24 protein-coding genes are annotated in these 25314 nt (G+C 48.3%); 10 read left to right on the top strand and 14 right to left on the bottom strand.

Annotated elements, in window-relative coordinates; genetic code table 11:
• The first annotated feature begins 119 nt into the window (after positions 1-119).
• Positions 120-1274 (top strand): chorismate mutase, encoded by a 1155-nt coding sequence (locus MHN31_RS02540; protein WP_239443378.1) that lies wholly within the window; start codon positions 120-122, stop codon positions 1272-1274.
• A gap of 262 nt (positions 1275-1536) precedes the next feature.
• Here the strand turns inward: MHN31_RS02540 and tyrA are convergent, their stop codons facing one another.
• The 6 genes from tyrA to MHN31_RS02570 all read right to left on the bottom strand — a co-directional run bounded on the left by tyrA (position 1537) and on the right by MHN31_RS02570 (position 7161).
• Entirely contained in the window at positions 1537-2670 is a 1134-nt protein-coding gene (gene tyrA, locus MHN31_RS02545) for a bifunctional chorismate mutase/prephenate dehydrogenase (protein WP_239443379.1), read from the bottom strand.
• A 161-nt stretch (positions 2671-2831) separates the two neighbouring features.
• Positions 2832-3191, bottom strand: coding sequence for a 50S ribosomal protein L19 (gene rplS, locus MHN31_RS02550; RefSeq protein ID WP_125560072.1), 360 nt, complete (start codon positions 3189-3191; stop codon positions 2832-2834).
• Between the two features lie 33 nt (positions 3192-3224).
• On the bottom strand, positions 3225-3989 hold the full coding sequence (gene trmD / locus MHN31_RS02555; RefSeq protein WP_010382409.1) for a tRNA (guanosine(37)-N1)-methyltransferase TrmD: 765 nt from the start codon (positions 3987-3989) through the stop codon (positions 3225-3227).
• On the bottom strand, positions 3989-4522 hold the full coding sequence (gene rimM, locus MHN31_RS02560; protein ID WP_046006658.1) for a ribosome maturation factor RimM: 534 nt from the start codon (positions 4520-4522) through the stop codon (positions 3989-3991). The genes trmD and rimM overlap by 1 nt, the downstream gene beginning before the upstream one ends.
• A gap of 17 nt (positions 4523-4539) precedes the next feature.
• On the bottom strand, positions 4540-4788 hold the full coding sequence (gene rpsP, locus MHN31_RS02565; RefSeq protein ID WP_010382415.1) for a 30S ribosomal protein S16: 249 nt from the start codon (positions 4786-4788) through the stop codon (positions 4540-4542).
• Positions 4789-5070: 282 nt separating this feature from the next.
• Positions 5071-7161 carry a TonB-dependent hemoglobin/transferrin/lactoferrin family receptor gene (locus tag MHN31_RS02570; RefSeq protein ID WP_239443380.1) on the bottom strand — a complete coding sequence of 697 codons (2091 nt, stop codon included), beginning with the start codon at positions 7159-7161 and terminating at the stop codon, positions 5071-5073.
• Positions 7162-7401: 240 nt separating this feature from the next.
• Between MHN31_RS02570 and MHN31_RS02575 the strand changes: the two genes are divergently transcribed.
• Genes MHN31_RS02575 through MHN31_RS02590 form a run of 4 tightly spaced genes read left to right on the top strand, consistent with a single transcriptional unit; the run spans position 7402 to position 10786 of the window.
• Complete coding sequence (locus MHN31_RS02575; protein WP_239443381.1) at positions 7402-8220, top strand: ABC transporter substrate-binding protein; 819 nt, start codon at positions 7402-7404, stop codon at positions 8218-8220.
• On the top strand, positions 8217-9263 hold the full coding sequence (locus tag MHN31_RS02580) for an iron ABC transporter permease (RefSeq protein ID WP_194866862.1): 1047 nt from the start codon (positions 8217-8219) through the stop codon (positions 9261-9263). Before MHN31_RS02575 ends, MHN31_RS02580 begins: the two co-directional genes overlap by 4 nt.
• Positions 9256-10053 (top strand): heme ABC transporter ATP-binding protein, encoded by a 798-nt coding sequence (locus tag MHN31_RS02585; RefSeq protein ID WP_194866863.1) that lies wholly within the window; start codon positions 9256-9258, stop codon positions 10051-10053. The genes MHN31_RS02580 and MHN31_RS02585 overlap by 8 nt, the downstream gene beginning before the upstream one ends.
• Complete coding sequence (locus MHN31_RS02590; protein WP_239443382.1) at positions 10046-10786, top strand: DUF2470 domain-containing protein; 741 nt, start codon at positions 10046-10048, stop codon at positions 10784-10786. The genes MHN31_RS02585 and MHN31_RS02590 overlap by 8 nt, the downstream gene beginning before the upstream one ends.
• A 223-nt stretch (positions 10787-11009) precedes the next feature.
• Here the strand turns inward: MHN31_RS02590 and ffh are convergent, their stop codons facing one another.
• Positions 11010-12389 (bottom strand): signal recognition particle protein, encoded by a 1380-nt coding sequence (ffh, locus tag MHN31_RS02595; protein ID WP_138537603.1) that lies wholly within the window; start codon positions 12387-12389, stop codon positions 11010-11012.
• A gap of 162 nt (positions 12390-12551) precedes the next feature.
• Here ffh and ccsA point away from each other — a divergent pair, with 162 nt between their 5' ends.
• A complete protein-coding gene (gene ccsA, locus MHN31_RS02600; RefSeq protein ID WP_010382431.1) occupies positions 12552-13358 on the top strand; it encodes a cytochrome c biogenesis protein CcsA in 807 nt (268 codons plus the stop codon).
• Positions 13359-13451: 93 nt separating this feature from the next.
• Positions 13452-14735 (top strand): CNNM domain-containing protein, encoded by a 1284-nt coding sequence (locus MHN31_RS02605; protein ID WP_125560056.1) that lies wholly within the window; start codon positions 13452-13454, stop codon positions 14733-14735.
• Positions 14736-14797: 62 nt separating this feature from the next.
• Here the strand turns inward: MHN31_RS02605 and MHN31_RS02610 are convergent, their stop codons facing one another.
• The 6 genes from MHN31_RS02610 to rluD all read right to left on the bottom strand — a co-directional run bounded on the left by MHN31_RS02610 (position 14798) and on the right by rluD (position 22586).
• Positions 14798-15406, bottom strand: a complete 609-nt coding sequence (locus MHN31_RS02610) for a hypothetical protein (RefSeq protein ID WP_010382435.1) — start codon at positions 15404-15406, stop codon at positions 14798-14800.
• 116 nt (positions 15407-15522) lie between these two features.
• Positions 15523-17100, bottom strand: coding sequence for a glutamate--cysteine ligase (gshA, locus tag MHN31_RS02615; RefSeq protein ID WP_239443383.1), 1578 nt, complete (start codon positions 17098-17100; stop codon positions 15523-15525).
• Between the two features lie 71 nt (positions 17101-17171).
• A complete protein-coding gene (locus MHN31_RS02620; RefSeq protein ID WP_239443384.1) occupies positions 17172-18107 on the bottom strand; it encodes an NADP-dependent oxidoreductase in 936 nt (311 codons plus the stop codon).
• A 119-nt stretch (positions 18108-18226) separates the two neighbouring features.
• Positions 18227-20800, bottom strand: a complete 2574-nt coding sequence (gene clpB / locus MHN31_RS02625; protein WP_125560050.1) for an ATP-dependent chaperone ClpB — start codon at positions 20798-20800, stop codon at positions 18227-18229.
• A 79-nt stretch (positions 20801-20879) separates the two neighbouring features.
• On the bottom strand, positions 20880-21605 hold the full coding sequence (gene pgeF, locus MHN31_RS02630) for a peptidoglycan editing factor PgeF (RefSeq protein WP_239443385.1): 726 nt from the start codon (positions 21603-21605) through the stop codon (positions 20880-20882).
• Positions 21606-21608: 3 nt separating this feature from the next.
• Entirely contained in the window at positions 21609-22586 is a 978-nt protein-coding gene (rluD, locus tag MHN31_RS02635; protein ID WP_010382447.1) for a 23S rRNA pseudouridine(1911/1915/1917) synthase RluD, read from the bottom strand.
• A gap of 121 nt (positions 22587-22707) precedes the next feature.
• On the opposite strand from rluD, the gene MHN31_RS02640 reads away from it, so the two are divergent.
• Positions 22708-23469 (top strand): outer membrane protein assembly factor BamD, encoded by a 762-nt coding sequence (locus MHN31_RS02640; RefSeq protein ID WP_010382449.1) that lies wholly within the window; start codon positions 22708-22710, stop codon positions 23467-23469.
• 80 nt (positions 23470-23549) lie between these two features.
• Here the strand turns inward: MHN31_RS02640 and glnB are convergent, their stop codons facing one another.
• Positions 23550-23888 (bottom strand): nitrogen regulatory protein P-II, encoded by a 339-nt coding sequence (gene glnB / locus MHN31_RS02645; protein ID WP_010382451.1) that lies wholly within the window; start codon positions 23886-23888, stop codon positions 23550-23552.
• Positions 23889-24023: 135 nt separating this feature from the next.
• Here glnB and MHN31_RS02650 point away from each other — a divergent pair, with 135 nt between their 5' ends.
• Positions 24024-24563 carry a GspH/FimT family pseudopilin gene (locus MHN31_RS02650; RefSeq protein ID WP_125560046.1) on the top strand — a complete coding sequence of 180 codons (540 nt, stop codon included), beginning with the start codon at positions 24024-24026 and terminating at the stop codon, positions 24561-24563.
• Positions 24564-24738: 175 nt separating this feature from the next.
• On the top strand, positions 24739-25254 hold the full coding sequence (locus tag MHN31_RS02655; RefSeq protein ID WP_239443386.1) for a GspH/FimT family pseudopilin: 516 nt from the start codon (positions 24739-24741) through the stop codon (positions 25252-25254).
• Positions 25255-25314: the final 60 nt, after the last annotated feature.

A 25314-nucleotide genomic window follows, 5' to 3' on the forward strand; every position in this document is an offset into this window, starting at 1 on the left:
CTATTTTTTCTTTTTTAGCTTCTTTAGGTGAAGAGGCTTAACTGTTTGCGTGTAAAGTTCAGATAGCTAAGCCTCCCACACTGGGAGGCTTTTTTTTGGCAAAATGGGAGTGAGGACCTATGACACAAAATACTTTGGATGCTCTGCGTAAAGACATCAACGAAATTGACTCTGAGCTGCTTATTCTGCTGGCAAAACGCCGCAGACTAAGCCATAGCGTATTGGAATATAAGATAACCAATAACAAACCGATCCGCGACGAAGCCCGTGAGCTTGCGCTACTTGAAAAGCTCATCAACTATGGTAAATCTCTTGGTCTGGACCCTTTTTATATTAATAATGTTTTTCAGGTTATCCTGGAAGATTCAGTATTAAACCAGCAAGCGATGCTACAAAAGAGCCTGAACCCAGAGTCGTTGAGCGATACACATAAAGTAGCTTATCTCGGCGGACAAGGATCATACAGCCAGCTTGCCTGTCATAAATATTTTAGCCGCCGTCCAGGTACCCTGATCGAACTGGGATGCCAGACATTTTTAGATATCACTCAGTCTGTAGAAAAAGGTCAGGCTGATTACGGTATTTTACCCATTGAAAACACTAGCTCTGGCAGTATCAATGAGGTCTTTGATTTGCTCCAGCACGCTCAGGTTTCCATTATTGGCGAGGTGACGCACAGTGTGGAACATTGTTTACTGGCGCAAGAAGGCACAACGCTCAAAGACATCAACAAGATCTTTGCTCATCACCAACCCTTCGCACAATGTAGTCGCTTCCTGGAAGGGCTTGGCGACCTGACACAAGAAGCGTGTGATTCCACGTCCAGTGCGCTAAAACTGGCAGCCGATACCCCGAATAGTGCAGCCATTGGCTCAGCACAGGCCGGGAAAGGATTTGGCCTGGAAGTGCTCAAAACAGGCCTCGCGAACCAGGCTGAAAATCATAGCCGTTTTATTGTCGTTGCACGCCAGCCACTGCAAGTATCGACACAGATCCCGACCAAAACCAGCCTGATCATGGCAACCAAACAAAAAGTCGGCTCGCTAGCCGATGCCTTGATGGTTTTCAAAGAGCACAACATTAATATGACTAAGCTGGAATCACGTCCGGTACCAGGTAACCCCTGGGAGGAAGTCTTTTACGTTGACCTGCAGGCCAATGTCGCCGATAAGCTGGTTCAAAGTGCTCTGGAGTCGCTAAAAGAGCATACTCAGTTCGTGCGCATTCTCGGCTGCTATCAAAGCGAATCTTTGCAGGCTGTTGAAGTGGTATAATACCAATCTGCTTAATTAAGTATGCTATTTTGAGGCGAGAAAAAAGGGGCGATAACATCGCTCCCGCGTCCTGCTATCGCTGAGGCACCTACGTCCATTATAGGCAAGGCGAAAATTTGCGAACTCATACCTTAGTAAAGGTTCTAAATGAGACATTTTTAACGCTGTTAGCGCCCTATTTGCTCCTTCAAATAGACCTAGTATTAAGTGAAATAAGTATAGGTATTCAGAGCGAGGTCTGCCTCGCTCTGATATGAGGCAATTATGAAATGACCTTGGCGTCGTTGGCCTTATTGAGCAAACCACGGCTTTGGCGCAAAAAGGTTTGGGCACTGTCCGAGAAATAACCCTTCGCTTCTTCAAAAGCGGCCATTAAGGCGGCTTTGTCCCCAGCCTGCAACCTGGTTAGGGTTTGCTCAAACGTATCCTGATAGCTCGCAAGCAACCCTTCGACCTCATCAAACTGGGCCAGCATAATATCGGTATAGAGTTCCCCTGATTGCGCGAACAAGCGCCCGACCATCATGAGTTCTAACTGGTAAATTGGTGATGAGCAGCTTCTCAGTTCTTCCAGGGTATGGCATTGCCGGGCCAAAAACTGACCATATACAAAAGTAGTCAGGTGGCGCATAACCTGAATAATCTGCATTGCCTGATCGTGTTTTTTAGCAGCCATATTGGCCAAATGACAGCCCCAGATCTGTAATTGATCAAGCAGTCCCTGGTAAACTTCATTCCCACGCCCGTCGCACACCACAACAGTTTGTTTAACCCAGTGTGAAATATCTGGTCCAAACATCGGGTGTAATCCGACCACAGGTCCGGGATGCTTTTTCATCATTGCCTGTAGCGGGGCTTGTTTAACCGATGTAATGTCAGCGAGTATACACTCATCAGGCAGTGCTGGCAGGTCCTGGATCACTTGCTCTAAGGCATTGATGGGGACACTCAACAATACCAATCTGGCGTCTGCAAGGATGCTTGCTTGATCGGCCTGCTGTGCCTTATCAAGCACCCGTACTTCGTACCCAGAGCGTTGCAACTGGCGAGCAAAAAGTTGGCCCATAGCACCTGCGCCACCAACAATCACCACAGGGGATAATTGCGGCGCTGCACATGCCAATTCACTTTGCTGATTTTCATAAGCCTCACGCATCATACGGCGCAAAATGTCTTCAACCAGATCCGGGTTTACCCCTTTGCGCTCAGCCTGTGCTCGCCGTGCCTCAATCAGGCTTGCTTCCCGTTGCGGTACATGCAGTGGTGCCCCGGAGGCTTGTTTAATTTTCCCTACCTGTTCAGTGAGCTCACGCCGCTGCGCGAGCAGGTCAACTAACGCGCTGTCACACGCGTCAATTTTTTCCCTGAGCAAGGATAGTTCAGATGTTTGACTCATTCCCATACCGTAAACTATTATTTACTTCAGTAAACTAAAAGATACAGCCAGTCTAACAGGAAGCAGGATGATTAGAAAGCAGATTGGAATTATAGGATACAAAAACCAAAACGGGCCACTCAAAGAGTGGCCCGTTTTTAAGCATTGGTAAATGCGACGTATTAGTTAAGTTTTTCTTTAATACGTGCAGACTTACCAGAACGCTCACGCAGATAGTAAAGTTTCGCGCGGCGAACTGCACCACGACGCTTCACTGCAATGCTGCTGACAAGAGGGCTGTGCGTTTGGAATACACGCTCTACACCTTCACCGTTCGAGATTTTACGAACTGTGAATGCAGAGTGAAGACCACGATTACGCTTAGCGATTACAACACCTTCAAAGGCCTGTAGACGCTCTTTGTCACCTTCTTTAACGCGTACCTGAACAACAACTGTGTCACCAGCGCCGAACGCAGGTACGTCTTTTTTAAGCTGCTCTTCTTCAAGCGCTTTAATAATATTTTGGTTTACTTTTGCCATTTTATTTCTCACATTCCTAGGAGTAACTGTCTTCTAGCCACAAGCTTCATGTTCTTGCTGAAATTCAGCAAGCAAACGTACTTGCTCCTCAGTCAGAGCTAGGTTACGCAACAAGTCTGGACGGCGTAACCAAGTTCTACCCAGTGACTGCTTTAAGCGCCACTCGGCTATCGCTTGGTGGTTTCCACTGAGTAATACAGCAGGCACCTGTTTTCCATCCAACGTTTCTGGCCGAGTATAGTGTGGACAATCTAATAAGCCGTCTGAAAACGAATCTTGTTCTGCAGACTGGTTGTGTCCCAGCACACCTGGCACCAATCGCGCAACTGCGTCGATCAATGTCATGGCAGGCAGTTCACCCCCACTTAATATAAAATCCCCGATGGACCATTCTTCGTCGACATACGACTCGATGATCCGCTCGTCTATACCTTCGTAGCGACCAGCGACTAAAATCAACTTTTCGGATTGAGCCAGCTCGGCCGCACCTTGTTGATCTAACTTCCGCCCTTGTGGAGACATATAAATTACTTTAGCGCCCTCCCCCGCCGCCTGTTTGGCGTCAAGGATAGCTTGCTTGAGAGGCTCGACCATCATCAACATCCCCGGACCACCACCATAAGGTCGATCATCAACGGTTCTGTGCTTATCTAGCGCATAGTCTCTCGGGTTCCAGCAGTGAAAGTCGATCAAACCGTTTTTAACGGCCCGACCGGTCACACCTTGCTGAGTTACCGCGTCAAACATTTCAGGAAAGAGTGAAATCACCCCAACCCATAGTTTTTGCTGTTCACTCATTAAAATGCCGGATCCCAGTCTACAGTAATTTCTCGTTCTTCGTGCTTAACCTCAATCACAACAGAATCTGTCAGGAATGGGATTAAGCGCTCAGACTGACCAAATGCATCTTTTTTGTTTGCTTTCACAACCAAAACGTCATTTGACCCTGTCTCCATCAAGTCATCAACATGACCCAGGTTATACCCTTTTGTCGTAACGACAGTCATACCGATGAGATCTCGCCAATAAAACTCCCCTTCTGGTAATTCGGGAAGCTGCTCTACATCTACCGAGATTTCTGCATTGGTCAATGCCATTGCTTCGTCTCTGTCGTTGATGTTCGCAAACTTAGCGATAAAGCCCTTGCTGTGTCGACGCCAGTCGCTCACTTCAAGGGTTTGCCATTTACCTTGTTGACCTATCAACCATGGGCTGAAATCGAAGATCCCTTGGGGATCATCAGTAAATGAATGCACCTTAAGCCAACCTTTGATGCCATAAGGAGCACCAAGTTTACCAACAACGATTGTCGAGGTTTTTTCTTGACTCATGGTTACACTTACGCCTATTAAGCCGCTTTACGAGCGTCTTTAACCAGTTTAGCTACGCGATCAGAAAGACCAGCGCCTTGACCTACCCAGTGATCAACACGGGCAAGGTCTAGACGAAGTTTTTCTTCTTGACCAGCAGCGATTGGGTTAAAGAAACCTACTTTCTCGATGAAACGACCGTCACGCGAGAAACGGCTATCCGCAACCACGATTTGATAGAATGGACGCTTTTTAGCGCCGCCACGTTGCAAACGAATAGTTACCATACCGTCCTCTACATAGATTGACTGTTTTCATTAATAAGATTTGCTTCCCACTTTGGGAAGCTGGGGAATTGTACGTCTTTTTTCACGCATTGCAAGTGTGAAATCCATTTTATTACCAAATGATGAAGACGCCGTGCAATTGGCTGGAACTAATGCGTTGGTGAGGATGTATTTATAGCGCTAACCTCACTACTTAAACCAGCATGAGACTGCAAGCCCGACATATAGAAGGGTTTTAAACACAAAGACCCTTCTATATAGTGTTAAGATGTCAGAAGCGTATCAGAAGGTCACTTTCACTTTAGCCGCCAGATATCGCCCTGGCATGGTGTACTGAGACAAGTCCGTGTCTAAGGCACTGCCCGCGACACGCTCGTACTGCACATATTCTTTGTCCAGCAAGTTAAACACACCCATATTCACTTTCCAGTTGTGCCATTGATAGTCAGCAAACACATCTACAGTCGCCCAACCTGATGTTTTAATGTTCGCATCGGAAGGCACTTTGTCCATGTTACTGGCAGCGCGCAGCGCGGTGGTCACCGACCAGTCCTCAGATTCATACCGCGCTTTAACGAACCCGTTGAGCGGGCTCAAAGACTCTATATACTCATCGGTTTGTGCGTTTTTCCCATGCAGATAAGTCAGGCCACTGTCTAAGGCAATCTGATCATCCAGCCACAGTGTCATGCTGGCTTCAACCCCTTTGATTCTAACTTCTTCAATATTTCGATACTGGAATACCTGTTTACTGACGTTTGGAATAAAGGTGGGCTCAGTGCGGATCAGCTGATTGGCAATAAAATCATCGAAAGTCGAGTGAAATACAGCCACTGAAAACTGGCTGTTATCAAAGTGCCCTTTTAGGCCGAGCTCCAGGCTATCACTATATTCTGGATCCAGGTCTGAATTAGGCATGATTTGATAAAATGGCTCAACGCCGTGACTCTGATAAGCCTGGTCATGTGGTGGGATCTTAAACCCTCTCGCATATTGACCGACCAGATTCAGATGCTCTGTGATGCTGTACACAGCCCCAAGCTTAGGTGACAACGCAGTTGCATTGATTTTTTCAAATGCGCCTTCTGTGTATAGTACGTTGTCTTTTGGCGTCATCCGGTAGCTATCGAGACGCAGCCCGGCATTCACCGTCAGTGTATCGGGGATCAACGCCACATTATCCTGTACAAATATCCCCAGCAGCGTTGTATCTGCACCTGGAAAAGCTTTTTGCGCTTCGCGATCTTTCACCAGGTCACCTTGCAACGTGCGCCGTGATTTATAACGAGGGCGCTGCGTTTCATAACGATCAACATCGAAGCCATACACCAGCTGATGCTGTACATTGCTCAGGTTAAGCTGCTTATCGAGTACCAGGCGGGTGCCAATAATGGTTTGCTCAAACCGGTAGTCATTGTTATCCACATACGGTCCGGCGCGATCTGCACCTGAGCGGACTTGATCACTTGTTTGTTCATAATCACTAAGGTAAACCTGCGCTTCAAGATTATCGAACAGCTTAGTTGCTGCACTGCTTTTATACAGCGCCGACACCGCCAGACTATCATTAACCTCTGCCGTTTCATTGCGTTTTACTGCCAGCACCTGAGCGGTTTCCTGTTTATAGTAGTCCAGCGTGACCAATAAACTGGACTGTGTATCCAACGCGAGCTCACCTTTGAGCACCGCAGCAGTCGCAGTGTAGTCGTAGTTCGGAAGAGATTCGTCATAGTTTTGTGTCTGCTCGCCCTCACGGCGGGTTAGTTGGGCTGAAATCGCATGCTCACCCAAACGTGTTGCGAATACACCACTGAGACTCTGCTCGTCACTGGCACCATGAAAGCCAGCGCTGAGGTGCGCATAACGGGTGCTGCCTGCCAGGTAGTCAGTGGGCGACTTAGTGGATATGACAACAATGCCACCCAGTGCGTCAGAGCCATATAATGAAGAGGCAGCCCCTTTGGCGATTTCAATTTGTCTGACACCTTCTACATCCAGATAGCCACGCCCAATCAACAGCCCCTGCCCCCCTTGGTATGCATCATTTAGACGACGGCCATCTTTAATATACACGACCCGGTTACCGCCAATCCCGCGTACAGTAATCGCCTGCGCATTGCCCGCACTGCCTTGCGTGCTCATACCTGTCTGGTAGCGAAGCGCTGTTGCCAGGTCAATACTGGCTTCCTGTTCCATGGCCTGCTCTGTCACCACGCTGACGCTGCCTGTCACATCCGATAGCTTTTGCGCGATCCGCGAACCACTAACAACAATAACCTCAGCGGACTTTTCAAATTCATCGGCCTTTGCATCGGTTGTACCAAGAAGCGCCGCCACTATACCAAGCGCAATACTGCTGTGCTTTAGAGTCATAGAAACCTCATTCAGAGAATTGATCAGAACTATTTTGCTGTGCACTATAATGTCCCTATAACTTAATTGCAAATGATAATGGTTTTCATTTTTATATTTATATGGATTTATTTTAATTCATTCAGTAGAATCAACCCCTCGTGGGGGAGCGACCTCTTTATCAGCGCTCGCCCTGGCATTAAGAAAGTGTGACTTAGGCGATACTTTCGCTTAAAACCATTGAACTTAACGGGATAAATAATGCGTAAACTTGTATTCTTAACCTTAATACTGGCAATCAGTCAGCCACTGCTTGCTGCGCAACGGATCGTCGTCGCTGGCGGTTCATTGACAGACATCGTATTTGCTCTGGGTGCCGGAGGAAATGTCGTGGCTGTTGACACCTCCAGCACGTCACCAATTGATGCAACTAAATTACCTAAAGTTGGTTATTACCGGGATCTGGCCGCTGAGGGCGTGCTGTCACAGCACCCCGGACTGATCCTGGCATTGGAAGGCAGTGGCCGACCCGAAGTATTAACACAGTTACGCAGTACCGGGGTACAGCTGAACCTGTATGACAAACCGAAAACTATCAACGAACTGTTCAACCTGATAGGTCAGCTTGGCCGAGATCTGAACCGCCAAAGTCAGGCACAACAGCTGATCACCGGCCTCAAAAAAACCTTACCAGTCAAAGCACCTGCCACCTCACTCAGTGCCCTGTTTATCTTATCTGCCGGCGATCGCGGCGTGACTGTAGCTGGCCCAGAAACAGTACCCGACCTCTTATTTGGCTATACAGGGATACGTAATCTGGCAACAGCACCCGGATATAAGCCCTTTAATCGTGAGGCTATGCTGGTCAGCGCCCCTGATTTTCTGGTTGCACCCAGTCATGTTGTCTACAGCCTCGGTGGACCCGAACAATTTTGTCAGCAAAGTGCGCTGGCCTTGTTACCGGCCGCACAGCAATGCAAACTGCTGGTCATGGACTCACTGATGTCGATGGGAATGACGACTCGCCTGCCTGAGGCGATTGCACAGCTTGCTACATACCGTGATCACTCAGCACTATGAGTCAGACTTTTGCGATTTTAACTGCGCGTCATCACACTGTCTGGCTGTGGTTATGCAGCGCTACACTCATTGCACTGGCCTGGCTGTCTCTCAGTAGTGGACCGGTTGGCTGGGACTGGCGCATCCCGCTGGCGGTCTTCCTCCCTGACTCGGCAATACAAGGGATCAGTGAAATACACATGACCGTCGTTACCCAAATCCGTCTGCCAAGGTTACTGCTGGCGCTGCTGGTAGGATGTGTCCTGGCCTGTAGTGGTGCAGCCAGTCAGGCGTTATGTCGCAATCCCCTGGCAGATCCGAGTTTGATGGGAGTCACAGGCGGTGCGGCTGTTGCAGCCATAGCAGTCATTGCACTGTCACCCAAGGTTGCTTTTATCAACGAAACAATGGTCGCACCGGCTGCCTTTCTGGGCGCCCTGGCTATCACTTCTTTGTTGTATCGTATAGCCAGTCATAATGGTCAGATCCAGATCACAGTATTACTGCTGGCCGGGGTGGCAATCAATGCCGTTGCCATGGCCCTGATAGGATTGTTCAGTTTTTTTGCCGATGACACGTCTTTGCGCCTGATGACATACTGGCAGATGGGTGCTCTGGCGGGAGCAAGCTGGTCTGCCATGCAATATGGTGCTCCCCTCATCCTTATTTGCGTCGTGATGCTGTTCATGCGACGCGAGCAGATCAATGCCCTGATGCTGGGAGAGCGGGATGCAAGACACCTGGGTGTTAATGTCCGTCGGTTAAAAAACGAGGTGATTTTTCTGGTTGCGCTGGGCGTTGGTGGCGCCGTTGCTATGTCCGGCATGATTGGCTTTATTGGTTTGCTGGTACCTCACCTGGCACGCCTGCTGGTCGGCCCAGATCTGCGGCGTATGCTGCCTTTGAGCATGTTACTGGGCTGCGTAGTATTACTCATCGCAGACTGGCTGGCACGCCTGGTTGTTGCACCTTCAGAGCTGCCGATTGGTGTGATCACCGCCCTGTTTGGCAGTCCGTTTTTTGTCTATTTACTGATACAACAAAAGCGAGGTAGCCATGCTTGAATGTCGTAATCTGACTGTCACCCGTGCTGGCAAACTGGTACTAACAGACTTGTCGCTGACACTTGAAGCTGGCCAGTTCATCGTGCTATTGGGTGAGAATGGTGCCGGAAAATCGACTTTGCTCAGTGCAATTTGTGATGATATCCCCTACCAGGGTGCGATCTTATGGCATGGCGAACCACTCAACAAACACGACGCATTCACACTGGCCACAGAACGCGCCGTGTTATTGCAGCATAACCGGGTCAATTTTGCTTTTAATACCACCGAGCTTATCGCCATGGGCCGCTACCCTTATCAGGAAAGCACAGCTGAACAGGCTCGAGTCGTTGATGAACTCATCAAACAACTGGCACTAGAAGAGCTCGCCGGACGCGACGTTACCCAATTGTCCGGTGGCGAATTTCAACGTGCCCAATTTGCCCGCTGTCTGGCGCAACTGAATGCGCATGACCCGGCCACCCGTAACAAGCTGATGCTGCTGGATGAGCCCACTTCCGCACTCGATTTACACCATCAACACCGGGTGCTGAGTACCGCCCAACGCTTTGCCCAGCAGGGCAATACCGTGATTGCGGTATTGCATGATTTAAACCTGGCTTCGTTGTATGCTGACCGGATACTCTTGTTAGATCAAGGCCAGATCCGCAGTGACGGCACACCACAAGACGTACTCAGGCTGGATGTATTACAACCCATTTACCAAACAGGCATGCAGATTAACCTGCATCCCGGATATAATATACCTATGATATTCTCAGAACCGCTAACAGGAGCTCCCAATGCGTGAACAAGCTGTTTTTGAAGCGCGCCAGCTACTCAGACATTCTACCGTCTGTGTCATGTCGACACTCTCTAAAAATCTGGCGGGCTACCCGTTTGGCTCGGTCACACCGTTTATGAGTGACGATGAGGGTCGGCTGGTTTTTTACATCGCAGGCATTGCACAGCACTCGCGCAACCTGACAGAAGACAGCAGAGTTTGCGCGACAATTTTTGATGCTGCACAAAGTGGCGATCAAAATGAACATGCCCGTGTCACTATTGTCGGCGACGCCGCCCCGGTACCGGATGAGGAAGCAGCCGATCTACTACTGCGCTATGAGCGTCACTTTCCTGAAGCCATCAGCTACCGGCAAGCACATGACTTCAAATTATGGCGTATGGAAATTAAACGCGTGCGCTATATCGCAGGCTTTGGGCAGATTTTCTGGTTAGAAGCAAACGAATGGACACAGCCAGCTGCGAATTGGGATCTGGCCAGTGAAGCACATATGGTCAAGCATATGAATGACGACCATCAGGATGCCAATCAGTTGATCCTCAAGTTGGTGCATAATGTTGATGCCGCAGAGGTGACTATGACGACGATCCTCAATGAAGGCTGCTATTTAAGAGCCAATGACAAGCCTTATTACGTCCCCTTCGAAGCGCGTTGTGAAGACGCTACGGCAGTGCGTAAAGCGCTGGTACGCCTTACCAAAGCCGCCCGCGCACAATTTGATGAAGCCGTAGAAAGCTAATACCAATTTGCTTAATTAAGTGGTCTATTTTGAGGCGAGAAAATAGGGTCGATAACAAGGTGAAAATTTTGCTATTTAGTTGTTCTAAATGAAAAATTTTTAACGCTGTTAGCGTCCTATTTGCTTCTTCAAATAGACCAAGTATTAAGTGAAATTGGTATAAGCATTAAAAAAGGACAGAGTGATTTGAATCAGCCTGTCCTTTTCTCAGTTTGAGTCTGAATTAAAACTTCGGACCGCCGCCACCGAACATGCCTGGTGGCATCATGCCTTTCATATTCTTCATCATTTTCATCATGCCGCCCTTACCCTTCATCTTTTTCATCATTTTCTGCATCTGGGTAAACTGCTTTAGCAACTTGTTGATATCCTGAACCTGAGTACCTGAACCAGCCGCAATCCGCTTCTTACGTGAACCTTTGATCACTTCCGGGCGTGCACGCTCATGTGGTGTCATAGAATTAATAATCGCTTCCATCTGATTAAAGGTCTTGTCATTCACCTGACCCTTCACGGCGTCTGGTAAGTTAGACATACCAGGTAGTTTATCCAGCATCGACATCATACCACCCATGTTTTTCATCTGGCGCAGTTGCTCAGCAAAATCTTCGAGCGTGAAGCCATCGCCTTTAAAGACTTTCTCAGCAACTTTAGCTGCTTTGTCTTTATCAACCTTAGATTCAACTTCTTCAATCAAAGACAGCACATCGCCCATGCCTAGAATACGTGACGCAACACGATCCGGGTGGAATGGCTCCAGCGCATCCGTACGTTCACCCACACCAATGAACTTTATGGGTTTGCCTGTGATATGACGAATCGATAAAGCCGCACCGCCGCGCGCATCACCATCTGTCTTAGTCAGGATCACACCTGTCAGTGGCAAAGCTTCGTCGAATGCCTTTGCTGTATTTGCGGCATCCTGACCCGTCATGGAGTCCACGACAAACAGGGTTTCGATAGGAGAGATAGCTGCGTGAAGATCTTTGATCTCACCCATCATCTCATTGTCGACGTGCAAACGACCAGCGGTATCCACCAGCACCACGTCAATGAATTTTTTCTTTGCATGTGAAATAGCGTTGGTCGCGATGTCCACCGGCTTTTGTGAAATATCACTGGGGAAAAATTCAACCTCTACTTCCTGGGCCAGCGTTTCAAGCTGCTTGATTGCCGCAGGGCGGTATACGTCAGCACTGACTACCAGTACAGATTTTTTCTTGCGCTCTTTTAAAAATTTAGCCAGTTTACCCACACTGGTTGTTTTACCCGCACCCTGCAGGCCAGCCATCATGACGACTGCAGGCGGCTGCGCAGCCAGGTTAAGCTCCTCGTTGGCTTCACCCATGGCTTTTTCGAGTTCTTCACGAACGATCTTGATGAAAACCTGGCCTGGGCTAAGGCTCTTAGTCACTTCAACACCAACCGCACGTTCTTTAACCTGCTTCACAAAGTCTCTGACCACAGGCAAAGCTACGTCCGCTTCAAGCAGTGCCATACGCACTTCACGGAGCGTTTCTTTAATATTATCTTCGGTTAGTCGGCCACGGCCGCTGATGTTTTTAAGCGTTTTTCCTAAGCGTTCTTGGAGGTTCTCAAACATTTATCGCTTCCAGTATGTCGTAATTGCCCAGCATTATACTGATATGCGCGTCACTAATACAGTATTCAAGTCAGTTAAGAAACTTTTTCCCTGCCCCTATGCAAGAACCCGAGCTTAAAATACAATAGCCTACAAAAGGAGCATGTAAGTAGAAAGCCATTCATGTTGATCATCAGTTTATCGTTGTTTGCCAGTCTGTTTTATGTACTTGCCACAGGGCATGTATTGTCGCGCCTATTTCATAAAGAAGGCCCTAGCCAAAAGCTGACCATTATCTTCAGCACAGTGGCGATCCTCAGCCACATGCTGGTACTGGTAAACTCCGTGTTTACGCAGGATGGACAAGACCTCAGTACCATCAATGTTGCTCTGCTCACCTGCTGGGTCATTGTGGTATCAGTAACAACTGTCTCCTTAAAGTTCCCAGCCACTTTATTACTGCCCGTTGTCTATGGGTTCGCGGCGATACTCCTCGTTGCCAGTTTGTTTGTGCCCCACCACATTGTAATGAAGTCACTGGAAGTCGACATTGGCTTGGTGGTTCATATTTCTCTGTCACTTCTTGCATATTGTGTACTCATCATCGCCACGCTATACGCTGTGCAGTTTTATTTCATTGACCGTCGCCTGAAAGAAAAGGATTTGGCTATCATGCACAGCCACCTGCCACCATTAATGCAGGTTGAATCGCAACTTTATCAGCTGCTTACTGTTGGTACTGCACTGTTAACCCTGGCGCTGTTATCTGGCTTTGTGTTCCTTGAAGGCATGTTTGCTAAAGAGTTTTTACACAAAACCGTACTGTCACTCATCGCCTGGTGTATGTTCAGTGCTGTCACCATTGGCCATCATCAGTTTGGCTGGCGGGGTAAATCAGTGGTGTTCGCAGTATTAGGCGCCTCCGGTATCGTTACGTTGGCCTATTTCGGCAGTCGATTTGTTCAAGAAGTGATCTTAGGTAAGTTTTAATCTAAGTTTTAACTTAAGTTCATGCTTTTTGACTTGACTCTGAATTCTGGCTAACGCTTAATACTCCTTCGTAAGCAAAAAAGGGATCCTCTGTTGGACGACATATCAACCAGCGCCTTGTTTATTATTCTTGGCGTGCTTGTTCTGCTCTCGGGTTATTTTTCCAGTTCGGAAACCGGGATCATGTCTATTAACCGCTACCGACTGCGCCATTTGGTAAAAGAAAAACACAAGTCGGCACAGCGCGTAGACGAACTTCTGAAGCGCCCAGACCGCTTAATTGGTCTGATCCTGATCGGTAATAACCTTGTTAACATCGCTGCTTCTGCGGTTGCCACTGTATTGGGTATGCGCCTGCTGGGCGACGCTGGTATTGTTGTTGCCACCTTTGCATTGACCCTGGTTATCTTGATCTTCGCTGAAGTCACGCCTAAAACGCTGGCAGCGCTATACCCAGAGAAAATCGCATTCCCAAGCTCTGTGATTCTGAAAATTCTGCTAAAAATACTCTTCCCTGTGGTTGTTACAGTGAACTGGATCACCAATGGTATGTTGAAGCTCATTGGCGTATCGCCGGAGCAAATAGAAGAACACAGTCTGAGTAAAGAAGAACTCAAAACAGTATTAAATGAGTCCGGTGCCATGTTGCCAACCAATCACCAGGACATGATGACTTCTATTCTGGACTTAGATCACGTTACGGTTGAAGACATTATGATCCCACGCAGTGAGATCAATGCCATCGACATCAATGACGACTGGAAAGACATTTCTAAACAGCTGACCAATGCGCAACACACTCGGGTGCTGCTATATCGGGACCAAATTGATGATGCCGTTGGCTTTATTCACTCACGTGATGCATTACGCTTATTGACCAAAGAGCAGTTTGATAAACCGTCGCTGTTGCGTGCTGTACGAGAAATCTACTACATCCCGGAAAGTACCTCACTGAATACTCAACTTTTGAAGTTTCAGCAAAATAAAGAGCGTATCGGTCTGGTGGTTGACGAGTATGGTGACATTCAGGGCCTGGTGACACTGGAAGACATTCTCGAAGAGGTTGTGGGTGACTTTACCACAACTAAAACACCTGCCCCAAGTGACGAAGTCGATGTACAGAACGATGGCTCGGTCGTGGTTGACGGTGGTGCCAATGTGCGTGACCTCAATAAAGAAATGCACTGGCATTTGCCAACAGAGGGGCCTAAAACACTCAGCGGTCTGATTGTTGAACACCTTGAAGATATTCCTCAGACTCAGCTTGGTCTGAAGATAGCAGGCTACCCAATGGAAGTGGTCGAGATTAAGGAAAACATGATCAAGGTGGTCAAGGTTTATCCCCAAAAGAAAAGTAAATCTGTCATCGCTGAATAATAAAAAAAGCCGCAATAGCGGCTTTTTTTATGTCCTATTTTTGATTACTAGGAAAACGCATGTTAAGAAAACAAGCGTTCAAACCAGTTCTTATCTAAGTCTGCTTCGCAGCGCTTGAGCTGAGCGCCATACCGCGAAGCCCGATGCTTCACTTTATTCGCCACTTGCATCAGCCACTTTTTCTTTTTGTAAGTGCCACGGCGATAACCACCCCACCCTTCGTGATAGTTGAGATACTGTGCATAAGCGTCCCACTTGGAAACGCCATTAATTTTATGCGTTTTATAAACAAACCAGCCCATGAAGTCGATGGCGTCCTCAAAGTCGTCGCGATCTGCACCTGAGTTGCCGGTTTCACGAATATAGTCGCTCCAGGTGAGTGTTTTTGCTTGAGAATAGCCATAAGCACTGCTGGCACGACCGATGGGGATCACCCATAGAAAGTATTCCATTGGCGGTGCAGCATCATGTCTGAAGGAGCTTTCCTGATACATCATGCTCATCAACACATGTTTGGGCGATCCCCACTTTTCTTGTGCGTCTTTTGCATCAAAATACCAGTCGTCTTTTTCCTCAAAAATCTTACAAATATCATTCGGCTGCTTCGGAGGTGCCGTCGCACAGCCGGTTAGTGCAGCCAACAAAGGTAATAAAATTATTTTTTTTCTCATTTTTTTATGAACTCGTTGAACTTTTCTAAATTGTGCCGGTCTTACTCTCTGAATGCAGCAGTTTAGCATTGTTTCATCCCTGAAATTTATTTACGCAGCCTCTCGGCTGCGTTTTTTTATGCCCTAGAAAAATAATCCCGCAAAAACGCATTAAACGACACGCTATCGGCGGTAACTACGTCTTGTTCATCTAAAAATGACTGCGCACTCATGGTATCCAGCTTGTCAGCCCCAAAGGTCTGATAGTCATCCGCTGCATGGCTATGCTTGTATCGCTTTGCCAGCGACAACGCAAGTTCACCGCTGTCCTGATCCTGCTCAACCAGACTCGCAATAATACGGCCTGAGAACGTCAGTTCTGGCTGGGCTACCCAGGTATGCAACTTAGCAATCACCGGGGCATAGCGCTGTGAACCATGCGCTTCATCCATTAAAGCGGCCACTGCGCTCAATTGTGCAAAAATATCCTCACCCCATTGCTGTAGCGAGCATGCTTCACCATTTCGCTGTAACATGACCTGCGGATTTCGCCCTTCATTAATCACTTGTTGTAAGTTTGCGTCACAAGTTTGCTGCTCGTCCCAGCTCAACGCAGGAGAATCTTGAAGTAAACAGTAACTGAGGAAGACATCCAGGAATAGGATCTGGTCAAGGTCTATGCCCGTTTCGCTGAATGGATTCACATCCAGCGCTCGGATCTCAACGTATTCGATCCCCCCGCGGCTTAATGCCTGAGTTGGCGTTTCACCGGAGCGGCCGTTACGTTTTGGTCGGATAGGTGAGTAGAATTCGTTCTCAATCTGCAGAATATTCTTATTAAGCTGTTTAGGCGTTTCATGCTGATAATCCGGGATATGATCATATAAATCTGAGCGACAACGGATCGCTTTTTGCAGACCGGTAATATACTCGTCCAGACTATTATAAGTAACACGCAGCGAGGACTGCGCACTGTTGGTGTAGCCCAAATCGCCGAGCCTCAGCGCCGTGCCGTGTTCCAGATACAATGTACCTTGTCCCAACTCCTTGAAAGGCAATTGGCTGTTTTTCCCTTGCAAAAACGAGCTGCATAAAGCTGGTGACGCGCCAAATAAATAGCTAATAAGCCATAACTCACGCTTAAAATTACGGATCAGGCCGAGGTATTGGGCCGAGATGAAATCCTGCAAAGAACCTGAATCGCCTTCTAACTGTTGCAAGCTCTGCCATAGGCTATCCGGAAAGGAAATATTGAAATGCACACCCGCAATGGCCTGCATCATACTTCCGTAACGATTTTTAAGACCTTCCCGGTATAGAGTTTTCATTCGGCCAATATTAGACTGGCCAAACTGAGCCAATACGATGTCGTCTTCTTGTTTGATGTAGCATGGCATGCTCATTGGCCATAACAGTTCATCGCCCATATGGCTTAGGGTATACTTTTGCAGATCTTTTAACTGAGCGAGTGTTTCTTCGGGAGATTCACTCACCGGCGTTATGAATTCTAATAAAGACTCGGAAAAATCAGTTGTGATTGCACCGTGGGTCAAAGCATGACCAGCGCCCTTTGGGTGGGGTGTCTTTGCTATCTCTCCGGATGACTTAATTCTCAGCGCTTCCCGTTCAATCCCGCGCTTAATACCACGCAAAGACTTCAGATGTGCCGGTGTCGCAAGCGCTTTTAACTTGCCTTGTAAATTTAATTTGTTCAAAAACTAATACCTCGAAGCCCGGTGCTCAGTAATACACAATGCTACTGTCAATTGGGGCAAATTACGAATACTCAAGCGGTGATGATCACTTTGCCACAATGAATACCCTGTTCCACGTACTCATGTGCCTGCTGAATGTCATGTAATTCAAAACTCTGATCAACCACCACCTTTATCTGGCCAGCTTGTTCTGCATCATACAACCGGGTCAGTTGCGCCTGATTTGCTTCAACCAGTATTCCGCGCCCTGAAACCTGTTGCGCCCGGGCAGTTTCTAATACCTGATCTTTGGTGACTGTTGGCACAGTGACTAATTCAGAGCCCACCTGCAGGTTTTTAGTCATACGCTGGCCAAACTCTCCCCCTACCAGATCTATCAGGATCCCTTTGCGGGGCTGTGCCAAATAATCCGTAGGCGTGATGGCATGTATATCCAACGCTGCAAACAGCGCATGCTCAATACGACGGCTCACCGCAATAGCCTCGAAGCCGCGCAACTTGGCGACTTGCAACACAATATGACCAACACCGCCTGTTGCAGCATTGACATACACAGGCCGGCCGTCAGGTTCGAATTCGGCCAGAGCCTGCCATGCAGTCAGCCCTGCCAAACACAGACCGGCCAAACTCGCATCCGCTTTCTGATTAACCTTAATTAACTCACTGGCTTTGGCATAAGTATAGGTTGCATAACAACCAGGGTGTGTGGCGAAGCCAACCATACCTATTACCCGATCACCGAGGTGCAAGTCGGTCACATCGTCGCCAACCTGCACAACTTCACCCAGCACATCGTAGCCTAAGGGTAAGAAGGCGTCGGCAGGTTTTCCGGCTGCTACATAGCCCAGACCACTGCGTGTTTTGATATCGATAGGATTAACAGACGTTGAAATAACTTTGATTAGCACCTGCTGATTATCAGGTGATGTCAGCGGCAGCTCCTGAGCGCACAGTTCAGTGCAGCCACCAAATTGAAAGATGCCATACTGGCGAAAGTACTTTTCCATGGAAAATGCAGGTTTAGGTGCTGATAAGATACTCTAACATATAGCAGGAAAAGCCCCAACCTCAGCACGTTGAAATTAGGAAAAGGACGGGCAGCTCGGCGCTGCCCGTTGCGTGATCCTTAACGCGTAAATACAATGTCGTCTGCATTTACATCCACTTTAATCACGTCGCCAGCGTCAAAGTCCCCTTGTAATAACTGCTGTGCCAGCGGATTCTCAATATAGTGCTGCACTGCCCGTTTGAGGGGGCGCGCACCGTATACAGGGTCAAAGCCACTGGCTGCTATTTTATCCAGTGCGGCATCAGTCAGTTCAAAACCAAACCCTTTTTCATGCAAACGTTGACGCAATTTCGCCAGCTGAATATCTGCAATTTGCTTGATATGTTCATTAATCAACGGGTGGAACACCACAGTTTCATCAATCCGGTTTATAAACTCAGGCCTGAACTGAGTAACCAGTACATCCATAACACGCTGTTTCAGCGTTGCATAATCATTGCTGCCAGCCTGCTCCTGGATCACATCTGAGCCCAGATTAGAGGTCATAATAATCACAGCATTTTTAAAATCAACGGTGCGGCCCTGACCATCCGTCAAACGCCCATCGTCCAGCACCTGAAGCAAAATGTTAAAGACATCCGGGTGCGCCTTCTCCACTTCATCAAGCAATATCACAGAGTAAGGTCGACGGCGAACCGCTTCGGTCAGATAACCGCCCTCTTCATATCCGACATATCCTGGGGGTGCCCCCACCAGCCGTGCGACTGAGTGTTTTTCCATGAACTCTGACATATCAATGCGCACCATGGCATCTTCGGTATCAAACATAAAGCCTGCCAGCGCTTTGGTCAGCTCAGTCTTACCTACCCCGGTTGGGCCCAGGAATAAGAATGACCCAATCGGTCGATTCGGATCGGCCAGACCCGCACGAGAGCGGCGAATGGCATTGGCTACTGCGCTCACGGCTTCATCCTGACCAATGACCTTTTTATGTAGTTCATCTTCCATCTGCAATAACTTATCGCGCTCTCCCTGAAGCATCTTAGCCACCGGAATGCCAGTCCAGCGCGATAAAATTTCTGCAATTTCATCTTCTCCGACTTGGTTTTTCAGCAGGCTCATTTCCTGCATTTCTGCCTGAGATGCCAGGTCAAGTTTACGCTCTAATTCAGGAATACGACCATACTGGAGCTCTGACATACGTTGTAAATCACTGGCACGACGTGCGACCTCCAGGTCAAGCCTTGCTTGCTCAAGTTCAGCTTTAATCACCTGCGTGCCCTGCAACGACGCTTTTTCCGCATTCCAGACTTCATCCAGCTCACGGTACTCCGTTTCGAGCTGCTGGATCAGTGCCTGCATTTCACTTCGTCGCTTCTGACTGGCTTCGTCTTTTTCTTTCGCCAGCGCATTGTCTTCTAATTTTAACTGGATAATACGACGCTCCAGCTTATCCAGTTGTTCTGGCTTAGAATCAATCTGCAAGCGAATTGACGAGCCAGCTTCATCAATCAAGTCAATCGCTTTATCTGGCAGTTGTCTGTCACTGATGTAACGATGCGACAACTGCGCAGCGGCCACAATCGCAGGATCGGTAATATCCACAGAGTGATGCAGTTCATAACGTTCTTTTAAGCCACGTAAAATAGCAATGGTGTCTTCCACGCTGGGCTCTGCGACAAACACTTTCTGGAAACGGCGCTCCAATGCGGCGTCTTTTTCAATATACTGACGATACTCATCCAGCGTTGTAGCACCGACACAGTGCAACTCACCCCTTGCCAGTGCGGGTTTAAGCATATTGCCCGCATCCATGGCACCATCGGTTTTACCTGCCCCTACCATGGTATGGATCTCGTCAATAAACAGGATCACCCGGCCTTCTTCTTTGCCCAGCTCATTAAGAACCGACTTAAGGCGCTCTTCAAACTCACCGCGATACTTAGCGCCGGCAACCAGTGCCCCCAGGTCCAGGGACAATACACGCTTGTCTTTGAGTCCCTCAGGCACCTCACCATTGATAATACGTTGGGCCAGACCTTCAACGATCGCGGTTTTACCGACACCTGGCTCCCCGATCAACACAGGGTTATTTTTGGTGCGGCGCTGTAATACCTGTACCGTGCGGCGGATCTCATCATCACGACCAATCACCGGGTCAAGCTTACCCTGCTCGGCACGCTCAGTGAGATCTATGGTGTACTTTTCCAGGGCCTGACGAGTATCTTCCGCATTCGGGTCATCCACTTTCTGTCCGCCCCGAATGGCCTTGATGGCCTTTTCAATTTTTTCCTGAGTGATGTTCAGTGAACGAAAAATCTCACCCAGTGGCCCTTTGTCTTCGCATGCAGCAAACACAAACAACTCACTGGAGATGTACTTGTCCTTGCGCTTTTGAGCATATTTATCACATAGATTAATTAATGAGATAAGGTTATTCGACAGCTGTACGTCGCCACCGACCCCTTCTACCTTGAACAATTTCTCAATAGCCTGAGAGAGTTTAGTGTTGAGTTCATCTGCGCTCACGCCAGCCTGTGCAAACAGCGCCCGGACACTGGAACCCGTTTGTTGCAACAAGGCGTACATTAAGTGTACAGGTTCAATAAACTGATGGTCACGACCTAATGCGAGAGACTGCGCATCAGACAGCGCCGCTTGAAATTTACTGGTAAATCTATCAATTCGCATACACGAAATAACCTTATAAATAACTTAGTTATCTATAAAATGGGTATCAGAGGGAGTTTGATCAAGGTGCAGATGACAATTATTTGCGCCAAATCAAACTGGCCATGCGACCACACTGACCATCACGACGATAAGAAAAGAACTGTTCAGGGTTGGACACTGTACATTGCGCATGCACAGATACGGATTGCACGCCAAGCTGCGTCAATTGCTGTGTTGCCAGAGTATAAATATCAGCCAGATAGCGACCATTTGCTTGTGCTTTAAAGGCACTCAAATGCGCCTGCTGTCGGGCAACAAACTGCTCTTGCACTTCTTCGCCCACTTCAAAAGCCCGAGGGCCAATTGCCGGACCTAACCAGGCATGTATTCGGGACCTAGGTGCGCTGAAGAGTGCTATTGTCTCGGCAAGAATATCCGCCGCCAAAGGGCGCCAGCCGCAATGGACCGCGGCGACCTCCTGGCCATCGTCGCTGGCCAGCAGCACAGGCAGACAGTCGGCAGTCATAATTGCCAAAGCAATTTGACCAGAGCGGGTAAAGATTGCATCTGCCTGCGGCGTATGAGTGATATCGTATTGATCATCTGCCAGGATCACGGTATTGCCGTGTACCTGCTCAAGCCATACGATAGGCACCGGGACCTGAGCCTGCAACTGTGCTCTGTTGTGTGCAACAGCGTGCGGATCGTCTCCAACATGACAAGCCAGATTGAAACCATCAAAAGGGGCCGCCGAAACGCCCCCCTGACGCGTTGTCGACAAGGCGCCGACAACCTCTTTTAATGGCCAATCCGGGCGCAGCATATATTAGTAATCTATCTGTGGATTAAGCTTAAAGTCTTCACGCAATGCAGCAGTCAGTTGCTGCATATCTTCCGGGATAGGTGCTTCCCAGGTCATGATTTCGCCGCTCACCGGGTGCGCTATGCGCAGCTTGACGGCGTGCAGTGCCTGGCGCTTAAAGCCACGCAAGGTGTCAAGGAATTCCGGAGACGCATTGCGTGGTGGGCAAGGACGACCGCCGTAAAGCTGATCACCAATCAGCGGGTGCTTAAGATACGCCATGTGAACACGGATCTGGTGCGTACGACCCGTTTCAAGGCGTAAACGCAAGCGGGTGTGCGCACGAAACTTTTCGGCCACCCGGTAATGGGTAATCGCAGGCTTACCCATTTCATGGATAGCCATGTGCGTACGCTTTGTCGCGTGACGACCAATAGGCTTCTCTATCATCCCACCGGCAGTCATGGTGCCGTTACAGATGGCTTCATATTCACGGGTAAAGTTTTCACGTGCCTGCAGGTTTTTCACCAAGTGGGTTTGCGCCACTATAGTTTTGGCCACCACCATTAATCCTGTGGTGTCTTTATCAAGACGGTGGACAATACCCGCACGCGGCACATTGATGATCTCTGGGTGGTGATGTAACAACGCATTCAGTACAGTACCATTTGGGTTACCCGCACCGGGGTGCACCACCAGGCCCATCGGCTTATTAATAACCAGGATGTCATCATCTTCATAAACGATGTCCAACGCGATGTCCTGCGCTTCGTATTCCCGCTCTGCCTCAATCTGCGTTTCCACCGCAACGACTTCACCGCCCAGCAACTTTTCCTTAGGGATCGCCAGTACGTCACCATTGACGGTGACTTTTTCATCAAGGATCCAGGTTTTTATTCGAGAACGTGAAAAATCGGGGAACAATTGCGCCAAAATCTGGTCTAGACGTTTACCGCCCAGTTCCACTGGCACATCGGCTTGTAGAGAAATTTGCTCAGACATGTGTAACTTTACCTAAAATACCAGTGCAAGCCATGCTCGACTGGGTTAGAATCGCATAAATGCATAGTTTACTCGGTTTTGCCGACTTGGCCTAGCCTGATAACGAAGGTAGTAAAATAAAATGATAAAGACGTTGGGAAAACGCGCTTTTGCAATCGTACTGAGCGCATCTGTATTAGGATTAGCCGCTTGCTCATCCGCCCCAGAACAAGAAGAAATAGAACGCGTACCAAATAAATCTGTGCAGGCATTGTACGAAGACGCCAAGCAAACACTCGACTCAGGCCTGTACGCACGTGCCATCGAGCTCTTAAGCGCCATTAACTCCCGTTACCCGTTTGGGCCATACTCTCATCAAGTACAAATGGACCTGGTCTATGCTTTTTATCAAACCGGCAACACCGAGCAGGCACTCGCGACAGTTGACCGCTTTTTGCGCCTGAACCCCAATCATAAAAACCTCGATTACATGTATTACATGCGAGGATTAATTAACATTAAAGCAGATGAGAACGGCTTTCAGGAATATTTCGGTATCGATCGCGCAGACCGCGACCCGAACCGTACTCGCGTTGCTTTTCAAGACTTATCAACTCTGGTCAAAAACTACCCGCAAAGCGCCTATGTGCCTGAAGCCAAAAAACGCCTGGCATGGTTGCTCAACAAAATGGCCCGTTATGAGCTAAAAGTGGCCAACTATTATTTTGAGCGAGAAGCCTACCTGGCAGCAGCCAATCGAGGAAAATATGTGGTTGAGCACTTCTCACAGAGCAGTTATCTGGTGCCAGCGCTTGAAATGATGGAAAAGAGTTACGCCATGTTGGGCCTTGATGAACTTAGCGACAACGCGCGCAAAGCGAAAGAGTTAAATCAACAGCGCTAAAACACCTGCACTTAATACAACAACGCCGGATTGCACCAAGCATCCGGCGTTTTTTTATTCTGCCAATAAGCATCCGGAGATTAGATTGCTTCTTCGTCTTCTTCTCCGGTGCGAATACGGACAACCCGCTCAACTTCAGTGACAAAGATCTTACCGTCACCAATCTTACCGGTTTGCGCCGTTTTCAAAATAACGTCGATAGCCCGATCTACGTCTTCTTCAGCAAGCACAATATCCAGCTTCACCTTTGGCAAAAAGTCGACCATATACTCTGCGCCACGATACAGCTCAGTGTGCCCTTTTTGGCGGCCAAACCCCTTGACTTCACACACGGTCATGCCGGTAATACCTATGTCGGACAGCGCCTCGCGAACGTCATCCAGCTTAAATGGTTTAATGATGGCTTCTATCTTTTTCATGGTTGATTGTTATCCCTTTGGTAATGCGTCGATTTTAGACAATCCCACAAAACAAGGCAAACAAAGCGATTGAATAAATAAACAAAAAGACGCACTATATTAGGTAGTAGTTATTCTTGTCTTTGGCTGTATACCATGAAAAAAAATACTGGCTTTACACTGTTTGAGTTAGTTATCACTATTGCTATTTTAGGTGTACTGGCCACGCTGGCCTTTTCATTCAGCGGCAGCCTGACTACCTCAACCCGCGCAGAGTCCTATCTGAGAGAATTAAAACGCACAGTGACCTTTGCCCGAGCGCAAGCAACCGCGACAGATGAGATCATCATCCTGTGTCCGGCCACCGCAACCTTGGTTGAGACTAACAGTAGTTTTGTCTGTCAGGACAATTGGCAAGCCAACCGCGTTACCGTTTTTCTCGATAGAAACAATAACGGCACCTACAATACAGGCACCGATGACTTGCTACGTGTTATGGAGCAGGTTCCCAGTAATGATGGCCTGACATTCCCGGCGTCCAGCTTGCGTTTCGATTCGAGTGGTCGCACCGCCATGCTCCAGGCAAGCAGCTTTATTTATTGCCCAGCTGCCACGGACTTTCCTAATCAGCAGCTTGAGGTAAGTGTCGTTGGTTCAGCACTGTATCGCGGTGACACAACCCTCACTTGCAACTAAACTATTTGTAACTCGAACGCTCACCACTATGCCTATTAAACAGTGAGTTGCGCCCGTTAACGAACCCGTCACCAGATAACGGGACTGATCAGCGACGTGATATTTATTCATAAGCCTTGCAGTTCAAGCCGCGAAGACTAGGCTGACACTATGGCTGATGCACGGATGCATGCTCATGACATTATGGAATATACGCGGATTTACCCTATTTGAACTACTCATTTGTATTGCGCTTTTTGGCGTGCTTTTACTACTCGCAGCCCCGGCTGTACACTCTATTACCGAACTGGACAGAGCTAAGCAAGCGCTAATAACGCTAGACAGGCATCTGACTTTAACACGACTGCACGCAGTGACTCACCAGTTGCCTGTCACCATTTGCCCCTTGGTTAATAACCGATGTACGCACCTTTGGCATCAGGAGTTAACAGTATTCACAGACCGACATGAACGCGCGGCTTTTGACAAAAAAGACGTGAAACTGATGGTGCTCTCAGGGATCCGTGGCACTGACACCCTCGATTATCCGAGGGCGGCTATCACATTTAAGCACACAGGCACGTTAAAAGGGTTTGGCAATGGTACCTTTGTGTATTGCACACAAAGGCTCTCAGGTGCGCCTATTGGACTCGCGCTATCAGTCAGTGTGGTAGGCAGAAGCCGACTCAGAGAGACCAATAAATGTATTTAAATACACAAGGCTACCAGCGCTCATTCACAGCGGTTGTGCAAGCGCCCACCTTGACACGCT

The sequence above is a fragment of the Pseudoalteromonas sp. McH1-42 genome, assembly GCF_022347845.1.
Taxonomy (GTDB): Bacteria; Pseudomonadota; Gammaproteobacteria; order Enterobacterales; family Alteromonadaceae; genus Pseudoalteromonas; species Pseudoalteromonas rubra_D.